This is a genomic window from Chryseobacterium sp. Marseille-Q8038 (assembly GCF_965111995.1).
In genome coordinates, this window is the sequence record NZ_CBCOPN010000002.1 from 1,628,075 (window position 1) to 1,641,549 (window position 13,475).

General features: G+C 36.4%; 14 protein-coding genes. 2 read left to right on the forward strand and 12 right to left on the reverse strand.

Features of this window, described 5'->3' with window-relative positions:
* Positions 1-31: 31 nt before the first annotated feature.
* Positions 32-529, forward strand: a complete 498-nt coding sequence (locus ACWPWS_RS21335; RefSeq protein ID WP_105682888.1) for a DinB family protein — start codon at positions 32-34, stop codon at positions 527-529.
* Between the two features lie 56 nt (positions 530-585).
* Here the strand turns inward: ACWPWS_RS21335 and ACWPWS_RS21340 are convergent, their stop codons facing one another.
* The gene (locus ACWPWS_RS21340; RefSeq protein ID WP_454047831.1) at positions 586-3,297 is read right to left on the reverse strand and encodes a hypothetical protein; all 2,712 of its coding nucleotides are present in this window, start codon (positions 3,295-3,297) and stop codon (positions 586-588) included.
* Positions 3,298-3,747: 450 nt separating this feature from the next.
* Between ACWPWS_RS21340 and ACWPWS_RS21345 the strand changes: the two genes are divergently transcribed.
* Positions 3,748-4,629 carry a cupin-like domain-containing protein gene (locus tag ACWPWS_RS21345; RefSeq protein WP_209786552.1) on the forward strand — a complete coding sequence of 294 codons (882 nt, stop codon included), beginning with the start codon at positions 3,748-3,750 and terminating at the stop codon, positions 4,627-4,629.
* A gap of 57 nt (positions 4,630-4,686) precedes the next feature.
* Here ACWPWS_RS21345 and ACWPWS_RS21350 read toward each other — a convergent pair whose 3' ends face one another.
* The 11 genes from ACWPWS_RS21350 to ACWPWS_RS21400 form a co-directional block, all read right to left on the reverse strand.
* The gene (locus ACWPWS_RS21350; RefSeq protein WP_454047832.1) at positions 4,687-6,411 is read right to left on the reverse strand and encodes a hypothetical protein; all 1,725 of its coding nucleotides are present in this window, start codon (positions 6,409-6,411) and stop codon (positions 4,687-4,689) included.
* A 123-nt stretch (positions 6,412-6,534) separates the two neighbouring features.
* Positions 6,535-7,263 carry a metallophosphoesterase gene (locus ACWPWS_RS21355; protein WP_454047833.1) on the reverse strand — a complete coding sequence of 243 codons (729 nt, stop codon included), beginning with the start codon at positions 7,261-7,263 and terminating at the stop codon, positions 6,535-6,537.
* A 1-nt stretch (position 7,264) separates the two neighbouring features.
* On the reverse strand, positions 7,265-7,807 hold the full coding sequence (locus tag ACWPWS_RS21360) for an RNA 2'-phosphotransferase (RefSeq protein WP_454047834.1): 543 nt from the start codon (positions 7,805-7,807) through the stop codon (positions 7,265-7,267).
* Between the two features lie 10 nt (positions 7,808-7,817).
* Positions 7,818-8,783, reverse strand: a complete 966-nt coding sequence (locus tag ACWPWS_RS21365) for an ADP-ribosylglycohydrolase family protein (protein WP_454047835.1) — start codon at positions 8,781-8,783, stop codon at positions 7,818-7,820.
* Positions 8,783-9,469 (reverse strand): SIR2 family NAD-dependent protein deacylase, encoded by a 687-nt coding sequence (locus tag ACWPWS_RS21370; protein WP_454047836.1) that lies wholly within the window; start codon positions 9,467-9,469, stop codon positions 8,783-8,785. Before ACWPWS_RS21370 ends, ACWPWS_RS21365 begins: the two co-directional genes overlap by 1 nt.
* Before the next feature lie 4 nt (positions 9,470-9,473).
* Positions 9,474-9,980 (reverse strand): O-acetyl-ADP-ribose deacetylase, encoded by a 507-nt coding sequence (locus tag ACWPWS_RS21375; protein WP_454047837.1) that lies wholly within the window; start codon positions 9,978-9,980, stop codon positions 9,474-9,476.
* Positions 9,977-10,792 (reverse strand): TIGR02452 family protein, encoded by an 816-nt coding sequence (locus ACWPWS_RS21380; RefSeq protein ID WP_454047838.1) that lies wholly within the window; start codon positions 10,790-10,792, stop codon positions 9,977-9,979. The genes ACWPWS_RS21375 and ACWPWS_RS21380 overlap by 4 nt, the downstream gene beginning before the upstream one ends.
* Before the next feature lie 2 nt (positions 10,793-10,794).
* Positions 10,795-11,208, reverse strand: coding sequence for an ADP-ribosylation/crystallin J1 (locus tag ACWPWS_RS21385; protein ID WP_454047839.1), 414 nt, complete (start codon positions 11,206-11,208; stop codon positions 10,795-10,797).
* 20 nt (positions 11,209-11,228) lie between these two features.
* A complete protein-coding gene (locus tag ACWPWS_RS21390; RefSeq protein WP_454047840.1) occupies positions 11,229-11,822 on the reverse strand; it encodes a DUF4291 domain-containing protein in 594 nt (197 codons plus the stop codon).
* A 13-nt stretch (positions 11,823-11,835) separates the two neighbouring features.
* Positions 11,836-12,309, reverse strand: coding sequence for a macro domain-containing protein (locus tag ACWPWS_RS21395; RefSeq protein WP_454047841.1), 474 nt, complete (start codon positions 12,307-12,309; stop codon positions 11,836-11,838).
* A 74-nt stretch (positions 12,310-12,383) separates the two neighbouring features.
* Positions 12,384-13,451, reverse strand: coding sequence for an adenylosuccinate synthetase (locus tag ACWPWS_RS21400; protein WP_454047842.1), 1,068 nt, complete (start codon positions 13,449-13,451; stop codon positions 12,384-12,386).
* Positions 13,452-13,475 lie beyond the last annotated feature (24 nt).

Genomic DNA, 13,475 nt, shown 5'->3' on the forward strand with positions numbered 1-13,475 from the left:
TTACCTTTAAGTTTCTAAAAAACAAAATATTATGGATACCTTATCTCAATTAAAATCCGAACTGGAGGGAGAATTCCAAACCACAAAAAAATTTATTGAACGATTCCCTGAAGGTAAAAACGACTTTGCTCCCCATGAAAAAAGCATGAAGATGATGCCACTTGCCACTCATCTTGTAGAAGTTTTTGAATGGCCGAACACCATTTTAAATACTTCTGAACTTGATTTTGGAAAAGGAGACTACAAACCTACCGTTCTTTCTACAAAAGAAGATCTTCTGAAAAAGCTGGAAGAAGATTATCAGGCAGGCAAAAAAGCATTAGAAAACAGCACAGAAGAGGATCTGAACCCCAGCTGGACGATTAAAAATGACGGCCATGAACTGGCAAGCTGGAGTAAGTACGGAGCAATCCGTCATGCATTAAACCAGATCACGCATCACAGAGCGCAACTGGGAGTATATTACAGACTGAACAATATTCCTTTGCCGGGAAGCTATGGGCCTTCAGCAGACCAGCAAAGTTTTTAATTTTAATATATAGTATATCTCAACAAAAAACCAATCCGGATGGATTGGTTTTTATTTTATTTAAAGTTGAATTTCACACTTAACATGACCTGGCTTGGACGGAGCTGCATGGTTGTCTGAGTAATCGTTGTATTATCAATATCTATTCTTTCAAATACTTTCTTGTTTGCGATATTCATCCATTTCAGTTCAAAATCAACTTTCTTTTTAGCCCATGAGAACTGATAAGAAAGGTCAAAGAAACCGTTGTTATATTTTACATCTGCAGATTTTGAATTGATCTGATCCCAATAAAATCCTATGGTATGGTTTTCTAACGGATAGAAAAATACGTTAAGGTTGTGACTGTATCCTTCAGATTTTCCTTTGTTACCTGTAAGATAAATATTAGAGGTCTTATTCCAGGTTTTAGAGGCGTTAAAGTCTACGCTCATCCATGAGAAATAGGTATTGTTAAATTTAACTCCAAAAGTATTCCCGTTCGTTTTATTATCAATATCATCGGCATTTCTAATGGATTGAGATTTAGAGATTGTATTGTTATAGCTTAATGATGCGTTGGTTTTAAACTTAGGAAAATATTTTCCTATTTCCGCATAATAGGTATTGCTCGTTCTTTTATTTTCTCTTTCCAGGTATTCTGTTACTCTGAATCCGGATTCATTAACGATACTTGAGGCAATAAGGTTATTTTTAGCATCACTTATTCTATAGCCTACATTGAAGAAAAGGTTATTTAACGGATTTCTGTATTCCAATCTTGTCCCTACATTTTTAGTATTGGTTTCAGGAATCGGGTTGTTAGGATTCATCACATTAAATCCTGCCGGACTTGTCAGAATATATCCCGCATAGGCAGTCTGAATATCTCCGAAATTATTGCTGATTCCTCCATTCAAACTTGCTTTGAAAAACGAAGCGAATGAATACTGAGCAAAAATATTGGGTGTAAATGTTACTTTACTCAAAGATTTGGAAACATTTCTAAAGGCATCTTCAGCTTTGATATTATTAAAATTAACAGGGAAGCTTGAGAATAAGCTCCATGCTTCTGATTTATAATTAATTCCCACTGAGGCAGATGGATTGATTCTCGTAAATTTCAAATCATTTTCATAGGCTAAGCTTGTAAAATCCGGTTTATTTCCGACAGTACTTCCATCAAAATTTGTTGTCAGCTTATCCGTTGAAAGGTCAAATCCTACTTGTGGGGTAAACGTCCATCCTTTCGTAGAAAAACTGATATTTGCAGAATGTGAGGTATCTAAAGATTTGATTCTGAAATACTGCAAAGCCGTACTTCCTGGGGTAAAGTTTATCGTTGTAAAATCTTTGCTTCCCGGTTCTTTGTATGGGAACTGTAAATAGTTTGCAGGAGAAATTTCTAAGATCTGCTTGTCATTCTGATAACTAATATAGGATTTGAAATTCACCATCTTTTCTTTCCAAGGAATAATCGTGCTTAAAGAGTTCTGGAAAGATGTTGTAGGTGATTCTAAAGCTTCGTTTCCTATTCTGTATCCTTGTTTATCATTTCTTTCTGCCAATGCCCTGTCAGCATTCCAGAATTGAGAGAATGTTGTTGTGTTTTTGAAGAATCCCTTTTTAGCATTTTTAGTAAAAATTAATTCCCCTTTTAATTTATCTGTATAGAAGTTATTCAGGAACCTTGTATTATATTGTGTTCCCTGCTGAATGTCTCTGGTAATACTGTTAGACTCTCTTTCCACTGCATTATTAGTATAATTGGCATTGGCTTTAAGCTCCCATTCTTTCTTTTTATCAATATTGGTAAGGTAATTGGCTGAAAGATAGTGAACACTGTTCATCAAATATCTCTTTACCGGAAGATCCGGTACAGTAGCATTTTCTACATTTAACCAATTGTTTTGTGCAATATTACTTCTTCTACCTTCCCACGCGCTTCCGAAAGCAAGGATATTCCCTTCATTTTCTACCTGCTCACCCATATTATTGGTTTTATAATTGACTACCCATTGGCTTTTCTGTCCAAAAAACATGGGAGTCAATTTTACATTCCAAAGCCATGGATCTCCGAAACCGGTTCCTACTTCTCCTCTACCTGTCATCGTTACAGAGTTTTTAAGCTTAATATTGATGGCTGCCTGATCTGAAGGCACTTTGTCCTGGAGAATTTTTACCGGCTGGTGGTTTTCAAGAACTTCTACTTTTTGTACAGCATCTTTTGGAAGAGAGTTGTTGATGGTTCCATAACCTCCCTCCATAAGGTCTTTTCCGTTCACATAGAATTTATTGATTGCATTACCCTGATATAGAATCGTACCATCATTATTCACCTCAATTCCCGGAATCTTCTTCATCACATCCGCCAGGGTTCTGTCGTTTTTACTGTTAAAAGCTTTAAGGTCATAAGAAATGGTATCACCTCTTGCGGTAATCATTTTTGTTTTCAGCTGTACTTCTTTAATTTCTGTGGCTTCAGACTGCATTTTAAAATTCAGCGTCTGATCGCTGTTATTAATCTGCTTTGTAAGTGGTTTTTGATTGAATGCTTTCACTTTTAGATCCACGTTTGATTCGGCGGAAGTGAAAATTACTTTATATTCTCCTTTGGAATTGGTAATGGCATAAGCCAGAATAGCATCTTTACCGGGTTCTTCTATGGTCACACTGGCGCTTGGTATGGCTATTCCATCATCATCCGTAATCTTTCCCGAAACCGTTTTCTGTGCAAACGTAAGCACAGTAAAGAAAAGCATCAGAAATAAAGAAATATTTTTTTTCATACTTATTATTTGCTCAATTAGTTAACCATTGTAGTTTTTTGTTACACTTTTTAAAAAGATGAATTTTATAGGAAAAAGTTAAATTTTTATCACTACAAACATAGTGATATTTTTTTTAACCTTTTAATTATTTTTAAAGCAGGTTCATTTTGAATCAATTTAATGTGGTTTACAATTCATATTATCTCTATCAGAATATTTTTGAAAACAATATTGAGTATACAAATTCATTAAAAAAACCTGATTATTTACTATTGAAAAATTAGTAACAAAATCCTGATACAGATTGACTTATTTAATAGAAAAAGGGTAATTATTACGAGAAGTGAAAATTTTATTGGGGATTATTATTTTACATAGGAAAATCTGATTTGAATCATAGATTAAAAAAAAATTAAAGACTAGTACATCAACATATATTTAATAATTTTGTAACATAAAATTTACAAAATGGGAATAATTTTAAAGCCTATAGATGTTGTAGATGACATTTCGAAAGAAGAATTCTACGAAAAATATCTGAAGCCAAGAAGGCCCGTTGTCATCAAGAATATGGCAAAAAAATGGCCTGCTTATCAAAAATGGACGATGGAATATATGAAGGAAGTTGTAGGAGATGTAGAGGTTCCGCTATATGACAGCTCAAAGGCAGATCCTTCTGCTCCCATTAATTCTTCAGCCGCAAAAATGAAATTTGGAGATTATATAGATCTCATCCAGCGAGAGCCTACAGATCTCAGAATATTCCTTTTTGATCCTATAAAATTTGCTCCTAAACTTTTGGAAGATTATATTTCTCCTAAAGAACTCATGGGAGGTTTCCTTGATAAGTATCCTAATATGTTCTTTGGTGGTAAAGGATCTGTAACGTTCCTTCACTTTGATATTGATATGGCTCATATTTTCCATACCCACTTCAATGGAAGAAAGCATATTCTTCTTTTTGATTATAAATGGAGGGAAAGACTTTATCAGATTCCTTATGCAACCTATGCGCTGGAAGATTACGATATTGAAAACCCGGATTTCACAAAATTCCCGGCACTGGATGGTGTAGAAGGAATTGAATGTTACCTTGAACATGGAGATACATTGTTCATGCCTACAGGATGGTGGCACTGGATGAAATATCTGGATGGAAGTTTCTCAATTTCTTTAAGGGCCTGGGACAAATCATGGGCGGTAAAGGCACATTCTTTATGGAATCTTACAGTACAGCGTAAATTTGATGACATTATGAAGTCCAATTTCAAAAAGAATTACATGGACTGGAAAGAGAAAATGGCAATTAAAAGAGCTGAAATGGCCTTGAAAAGAGGCTTACCAAGATAATTAAAAAGACGTTTCGTTTGAAACGTCTTTTTAGTTTAAATATTCATAATCAACATTTTACAAGACTCTATAAACAGGATACTGTCTAAATGTTTTTTCTTCAAAATAAGGGGAATGTCTGTAAATCCAATCCAGTTGTGCAGTTCCATCTTCAGACAATTTTTTATCCAATGCTTTGGCTGATTCAAAGGCTTCTTTCAGTTTTTTATCTTTTTTAAGCAATTCAGCAGCGGTATCTTCGAAAATGTAAGCAGAATAATATTCTTTCTGTGCTAAAATCCCATCGAAGAAATTCCAGTTGAAGAATGAATCCAGTGCTTCAGGCTCGAGGGTTTCTATAATATATTTTACCCCAGACTGATTGGTAGAAACCAGATAATCTCCGGCAGAAAACATTATACTTTTATTGGACTTGTCGACGGTAGTTTCAAAATGCAGATAATGCCCTTCATAAGGGTTTTTAACGGTTTTAAAATCTTTAATTTTATAGGACTCAACCGCCAGAGTACTGTCTTTCTGAATCGGTTTCATCTGAATATTATTTCTTTTAAATTCTTCAAGAACCCGATACTGTGACTGCGGAATCACGTAATATTTTGGAATGGTAATATATCCCGTTGGAACAGCTGTAGTAAAGAGTTTTATGTTCTTTGTAAACGGCTTGTTTCTGTCATAATACAGCCTTGGTTTCCCGGAAACATCACTCGGTTTGTATTTTCCTTCGTAGCCTTTAAAATCCATGGTAGAAAACCTGGTGGAATCTATTTTCCAACGGATGCCATACTGTTTCCCAGCCTGATATTGTTTCAGGTTTTCAATACGGAGCTGTTTTATTTTGTGATAATCTTTATCTAAATTCTGCAGATTGACCCACATATATTTGTAAGTAGCATCCACTCTTTTGTTATAAGGTTTTAACATATGAGTTTCAGGGACTGTTCCTAAAGAATTGAAAAGGGAAGTATACCCTGTGGAATATCTCGGAGAATCTTCAAAGGAAGCAAATCCTACTTCGGGAACATCACCATGAATATTGACATAAGGCGTACTTTCATAGCCCAATTTTTTCATGTCCTCAAGATTTTTAGCCTGATAATCGTTATAGAAATAAGCTCCAAGGGTATTTCCCAGGCGTTCTTTAAAGGTTGAAATATAAGTGAATGTATAATGATAATCTGCTCCGTTGCTGACATGGTTATCAATAAAAACATCTGGTTTTAACCATTGATAGATTTCCTGAAAGCTTCTGGCATTTTTAGAATCTGCTTTAATAAAGTCTCTGTTCAGGTCATAATTTCTTGCATTTCCTCTGAAACCATACTGTTCCGGGCCATTTTGGTTGGCTCTGGAATAAGATCCTCTGTTGAACATTCCACTCACATTATAAGCAGAAATAGCGGCAATGATAAAGTTCTGTGGTCTTTTGATCTTTTGGGTTGCAAGATCTCTCATGAGCATCATGGTAGCATCTATTCCGTCCGGTTCTCCCGGGTGAATGCCATTATTGACGAAGAGAATGGCTTTATCTTTTCTTAATTTTTCAAGATCTTTTTCAGGAAAAGGATTGTAAACTACCACATAAATAGGTTTTCCGTTGTCATCTTCTCCTTTTTTAAGGTATTGAATGGTATTGAAGTTTTTAGCCAGATCCTGATAGTAGTTATTCATTTCGTCATAGGTAACAGTCTGGTTGCCATTTCCTTTTTCAAAAGGAGTCTGAAATGATTTTTGAGCAAAAAACAAAGTAGAACTCAGGGTGAATAAAAGATATTTCAGTTTCATTGAAGTCGTATTTTCAGACTTTAAAATTAATCATCTTTTATGAATGGACGAATAAGCGAAATTGTTTTTAAATTAAAACCCTCAAAGGTTTTGAAATCTATGAGGGCTATTTCTCTAATAATCTTAATTTCTTCCTTTTTCATTGGGGTACAAGGCAGGAAGCGGATCACTTTGCCAGAATTGTTTGGAATCAATATCCATGATGGATAAAGATCCGGTATAGGCTGCTCCGGTGTCCATATTCCAGATATTGGCTTTGTTGGTGGGCGTTGTCATTCCAATGTCAATAGTGGGTGTATGTCCGATAAATATTTCTTTGTACAAAAGCAGTCTTTTGGGATACAACTCTGAATTCTTTTCCAGTTTTTTATCCATTGCTACGGCGGTTTCCCAGAGGGTTCTGTCCCAACGGTAATTGCTGGAATAGACTTCTTTTTCAGGGCCGTGCATAGAAGCATATCCTGCATGAATAAACAGTCGGTTCTGATCGTCAATGTGATAATTTTTCATCCTTTGAAAAAATTCCAGATGGATATCCATATCTTCCGGGAGATAATCTTTGTAGCTTTCTACGGTACTTTTTCCGCCATTGAAAAGCCATACATCGGGCGTTTGTCCCAAAGCTAGCCAATCTTCACACCAGGCATCATGATTTCCTTTGATGAAAATACATTCCTGTTTTTCGGAAAGTTCTATTAAAAACTGTATAATTTGAGCAGACTCGCTCCATCCATCTACATAATCTCCGAGGAAGATCAGTTGATCATCCAATGTCACTTCTGCTCTTTCAAGAACCTGCTGTAAGGCTTTAAATCCTCCGTGAATGTCTCCTATTACTAATGTTCTTTTCATTTTACTTCGAAATATATTTTGCATCTACAAAATCCGTAAGCCAGACTCCGTTTGCAGACTGGTAGAAAGATAATCCGTCCTGATGCATTGTTCCGGTTCTGATAGTAAGAATCACAGGTTTACCATGTCTCATACCGACCTTTGTAGCAGTCTCTTTATCAGCACTTAAGTGTACATGCTGACGGGTTCTTTTTTGAATTCCTTTTTCCAAAATGGAAGAGATATTGGCTTCTGCAGTTCCATGATAAAGAAATTCAGGGGGTTGCTTTGTTTCCAACGCCAGATCTATATCAATAGAATGGCCCTGACTTGCTCTGATCATGGTTTTATTTTCATTAAAAGCAAAACGCTTTTTATTATTGGTTTCTACCACCTCATCCAGTTCTTCGGGAGTGAAATACACTCGTCTTTTGGCTGATTTTCCTCTCAGCTCTTCTATATCTGCCCAACCGTTTTCATCCAGCTTAAGTCCTATGCTTTCCGGCTGATGACGTAGGATCAGGCTTAAAAATTTACTTATTTTTTTCTTTTCTATTTCGTTCATGGTTTGTGTTTTAATTCATTAATTTTTGGTGTAATTTCTCACACAATTTTTCAATATCATCCTTTCTCACCAGCTCTGAAATCCAATCTTCCGGAATATTTTCAAATCCATAATAAATACCTGCAATACCTCCTGTGATTGCTCCGGTGGTATCGGTATCTTCTCCTAGGTTTACCGCCTTCAAAACTGCTTCAGAATAGCTTTCTGAGTTGAGAAAACACCATAGAGAAGCTTCCAGACTGTGAAGAACGTATCCACCAGAACTTATTTCCTCTTCCTGTAAAGTATGCAGGGCAGCCAAGTCATATTCACCTACTTTTAATTCTAAAATCCGGTGGAATTTATCCATTTCACTTTGTGAACAAATAAGATTATAATCCAAAAATTCTCTAACTGTTTTCTGCATTGTTCTATATGCTTCCCACTTTTCTTTCCCTTTTAGAATCTCCAAAGCAAATTCCAAATAAATAAAACAGGCCAAAACTGAACGGATGTGTCTGTGTGTAATAGAGGAAACGTCTTTTATAATATCAAACCGTTTCTCGATAGGAAAATCCTTGATGTAAAATACGAGTGGCATAATCCTCATTAAAGAGCCATTCCCGTTGTCGAATTCAGAATTCCCACCACATAAAGTAGGAGAAACCCCTTTTCCAATTCTATGAATAGCCTGTGAAGTTGCGATGCCTATGTCAAAAACACTCCCATGAGGAGTCCATATTTCTGTATTATACCATTGCAAAAATTTCATTGCGATGTCTTTGAGATTATATCCTTTACACAAACTATCTGCAAGACACAATGTCAAAGAACCATCATCACTCCATGTTCCTGCAGGTTGGTGATGGGTTCCTAAAGCACGCATTTTAGTAACAGGAGAGCGCTTAAGTTGTTCTCTACTCCTGAATTCTACAGGAACACCAAGCGCGTCTCCTATGCAAACGCCCATGATTCCGGCTTTTACTTTATTTTCCATCAGGCAAGATTGATCAGTTTATCAAACAACAGTTTCATTCCCTGGGTTGCTGTTTCTTTCATTACAACCGCTCTCTGTCCGTATCCAAATCCTGTTTCATTGGGATTGATGACGATTAAAAGACATTCATCCTTGATGTCATGAATCAGTCCGGCTGCAGGATATACCTGTAAAGATGTCCCGATAACCAGTAAAATATCTGATTCTTTCACGATTTCTCTTGCGTTCTGATACAAAGGAACATCTTCTCCAAACCAAACGATATATGGTCTTAATTGTGCTCCATCTTCAGCTTTGTCCCCAATTTTGATGTCTTCTTTTTGTTCATAAATCAGACTTTTATTGTTGCATGAGCATGATTTGAACAATTCTCCGTGAATATGAAGGATATTGGTAGATCCTGCTCTTTCGTGAAGATCATCAATATTCTGGGTAATAATCTGAACATCAAAATGTTTTTCCAGTTCTGCCAGTAAGTGATGGGCTTCGTTGGGCTGTACTTCGTGCAGCTGGCGTCTTCTCTGGTTGTAAAATTCCAAGACCAAAGCTCTGTCTTTTCGCCATCCTTCCGGACTTGCCACATCTGTTACATTATGATTTTCCCAAAGACCGTCTCCGTCTCTGAAGGTTTTTATTCCGCTTTCGGCACTGATTCCTGCGCCGCTTAATATGGTTAGTTTTTTCATGGGCTTAATCTAATAGTTTTTTGTAGATCATTTCATTTTCATCATCAAAACAGACAAAAATAACTTTCTCAATGACATCTGACTTAAATTTTCTGACTTCATCTACAGCAATTTTTCCTGCCAGATCTTTTGGAAATCTATATATTCCTGTACTGATATTGGGAAAAGCAATCGTCTTTACCCCAAGGCTTTCTGCTAATTTCAAGGAATTATGATAACAGTTTGCCAGAAGCTTTGATTCTTTTTCTTCATTACCATTCCAAACCGGACCTACTGTATGAATCACATATTTTGCAGGAAGGTTTCCCGCAGTCGTTACGACAGCTTCTCCAGTACTACATTTACCTTGTCTGTTTCTGATCTCTCTGCATTCTTCCAATATCTGTGGACCTCCTGCTCTGTGAATGGCTCCGTCAACTCCGCCTCCACCCAATAAGGAAGAATTGGCTGCGTTGACAATAGCATCAGCTTGGATCTTTGTGATGTCTCCTTTTATTAATTCAATTTTCATTGTATCTCTTCAAACGGTTTCAGCATTTCTTCTTTCCTGCTAAGCACTGCAAAAACCACTCTTTTAAATTTATTTTTATATTTTCCTTGAAGATGCTTCCTGAATAATCCTGCAATTTCTTTTGGATCATTTTTGAAAACACCACATCCCCAGGCTCCTAAAATCAAAACTTCATTTCCTTGCTGTAAAGCCAGCGAAAGCATTTTATCCATTCTTAGATCCATTGCCTCAAGGATTTCATGTTCTCTTTCCGGTTCCTGACGTTTTACCACGCCTGCATTAACTGCCGGAGAGGTAATGAAGTTACACAGCACAGGCTTAGGAAGCAATTCTCCTTTATCTTTCCTGAAAACCGGAACTTTGGGACTGTAAATCATTGTATCAGTATAAAAACAGGATTCCATCGCGCGGTGAGTTGTATAATAATCCCAGGCCTGAAGCAGACTTTCATACAATCCGGAAGTTCTTGCCAGACTTTCTTCCTGTGCTTCCGCTCCGTTGATAAATCCACCTCCGGGATTTTTTGCTGATGCAAAATTCAGACACATGAGTTTTTCCTGATTTTCTTCTTCGGCTAATTGTAGAATTGCTTTTAAAGAACTGCATTTCCAGGTTTCAAATTGAGTTTCAAAACCGGTCTCTGGCATTGGGGATTCTTTCATTTCAGAAAGTTGTTCCGGAGTGAAAAGAACGGTTTCTTTTTTACTGATTTCCAGTTCGTTTTCTATATTTATTTTTTCGTTGTGTTCGTTGATATAATATTTTTTGGCCAGGATATCTAAGGTATCTTTTGCCATTCCTTTATTTGTCATGGTTAGTTTTTAATGTTAATCATCAGCTCTTCCAGTTCAGCATTTTCTGTCTTTTCAAAATCATCTCCAATAAATACTTTGGTTATTTTAATGTTGCCTACAATAGCTTTATTAAAGTTCTCCAGTTCTTCTGAAGGAACCCAAAGTTCATTATGGTTTCTTGCCCCTACATTCTGTGCAGGATATTGATCTGCTACTTCTTCCAATACATCAAACTGGGTTACAAAACCAAGATAGTTTCCGGCTTCATCTCTGGTGTTCCATTTTTCAGCAATCTCGGAAGCATATTCTTCATTAAGTACAGGATAGAAAATGGGCTGCCAATCCAATCTTGGAGGAAATTTTGTAAATCCACTTTCTATAATCAATATCATTTCTTTTTCTCCTACTGGTCTGTATAATGTAACTGTTTTCATGGCACTTCTTTTAATTATTATTACACTGTGGCTCCAATTTTGTAAGCCAGTTCATCTGATAAGGGATAATTCTTTTCTACAGGCAGCAGTTTCTTTGCCTTATCGAATTCCCCTGATTTGGTAAGGGTCAAAATCTTCTTAACCAAAGGGCTATAATCCTCTATTTTCACAATCCATTCTTCATTAAATTCCTCAATCAGTGATCTGCTGATCCCAACCTGGATGGAACGGTAATTAAGTTTCGTTCCCTTAATATTCCTTTCAGGATCCCATTGCACATAAATTTCAGCATTTTCAAAGTCTTTTTCCCAATTTCGGGGATCAGGATAGACTCTTTTTTCTGGTGAAGTAAGTATTGCTTTGCTTAAAGCCTTCTCCCAGGCCTCTCTTTTAATGTGAATTGCCAGCGTACATTCCTGATTGGATTTCTGTCCATAGTTGCTGCGTTCCATCATCCAAAGAAAAGAAGGCTTTATCCAGGTCATTCTGTTCAATGAAAACGGTGCCATAAACTTCTGATTCTCTATAGCTGCTTTTGCAATTGTTTTATTATAAGCCTGGTATACTACCAGAGTATCATTTTTATAATCTGCTCTTATTTCAAATTCTTTCATCACTGTTAATTTATTAAAAATCATATACATACACCTCTACATTCTTTGCAAGCAGTGTTCTTTCAATAATAGGTTCTATTTCTTCCCATTTTCCTCCTGCCAGTCCGCACCCGATTCTCGGCATGTGAACACTTGCATTTAGCTCCAAAGCTTCATTGGCAAGTTTTTCCAAACCTTTTTCAATGGCATCATAACGAACAGGAACTCCTTTACTCCCGGTTTTTATTCCTTTTTGCCCAATCATATTAGCTACATAAATGTATCTTTCAACCTGAACCAACTGAATTTCTCCTAAAGCAAAATTATTTTTACTTCTGAAGTGGTGCCAGTTTCTGTATTCTTTTTCCGGTTCTTCCCATCTTCTGGAAACTGCCAGTACAAAACCTTTTCCCCAACCTCCTACATCATTACAGATGTGGGCAATAATTTTTATCCCTTTTGCCTCTGGTATTGTAGCATCGCCTTTTAAATATTGTATTGTTTTCATGGTTATTTACTTTTATTCATTATCAATATCCTGGCTCTGAAACCGTATAAAATTAATACTTGTATCGTCAAAATTTAAAAAATCTTAAAATCTTTTGAATACGGAGAATAAGATCCATAAACCTCATCAAATTTTACATCAAGGTTTTCTACCTTAAATTTCTCATCCATCTGATCTAAACAGGTAATCACAAGGTTCTTTTTAGCCGGAAATACATAAGCTCCATCTAACTTCAAAGCATAATTCAAGAGGCTGTAATCTATTTCTCCTGCTCTTAGTTCTTTCTGGTATTCATTAAATGTACAGGTTTCTTCTTCATTATTTCTCAGGTTCATTTCTTTTTCATTGCTCATCCAGCCGTTTCCGTGACGGGTTGCATAGCTTCTGGTGACATAATACATTTCAATATCTTCAATTTTTAAAAGCTTACAGATTTCGTATGCATTTTTTGAAGTGGTATCAGCATAAGTCACATTCGGAAAAACACCATGATCCATATCGAGTAAAATACCCTGGCTTCCTTCAAAAATAAAGTGATTGAACGAAGCCAGCCAGGTATAATCATTTATTTTCCAATCAATGCTGTCAACAGCTTCTAAAAATGGGTGTAAAAGCTCTTTAACTTCTTTTTCATCTGCAAAACCATAATAATAGGCGATCCCTTTTAGTTTTTCCAACAACATTTCTCTGGGTGCAATCAGGTCTATGGCAAACAGTTTATAAGGACTTTCGTGTCTTTTCATGGTTGCTCCTATTCCTTTTCCGCAGGTTCCGTGTTCCAGATTTCTGGTATTGGTTCTGTTCTGCCATACATCAAAAGGAGTGGTCACTTTTGCCAATGGATGAATATGCAGTTCAATATTTCCGCTCTTTGTTTTTAATTCTTCTCTTTCATTGAGTAGAAAAACCGGGTGAATAGTGCAATGCTCCGTAAAATAAGATGGTAATCCGCGAAGAGATCCACTTGCAAAACTGGAATGTACATGTTTTCTTTCATCCATCATTACCGTATGTGCTGCCTGCTGACCTCCTGAGAATCTGATCACAACAGCCTCAGGATTCTGAGAAGCCAGAAAATCTGTGGTAATTCCTTTCCCTTCATCTCCAAAACCTAGTCCTATTACGATTTGCGCCTTTTTCATGTCCTTTTATTTTAAATGTCAATG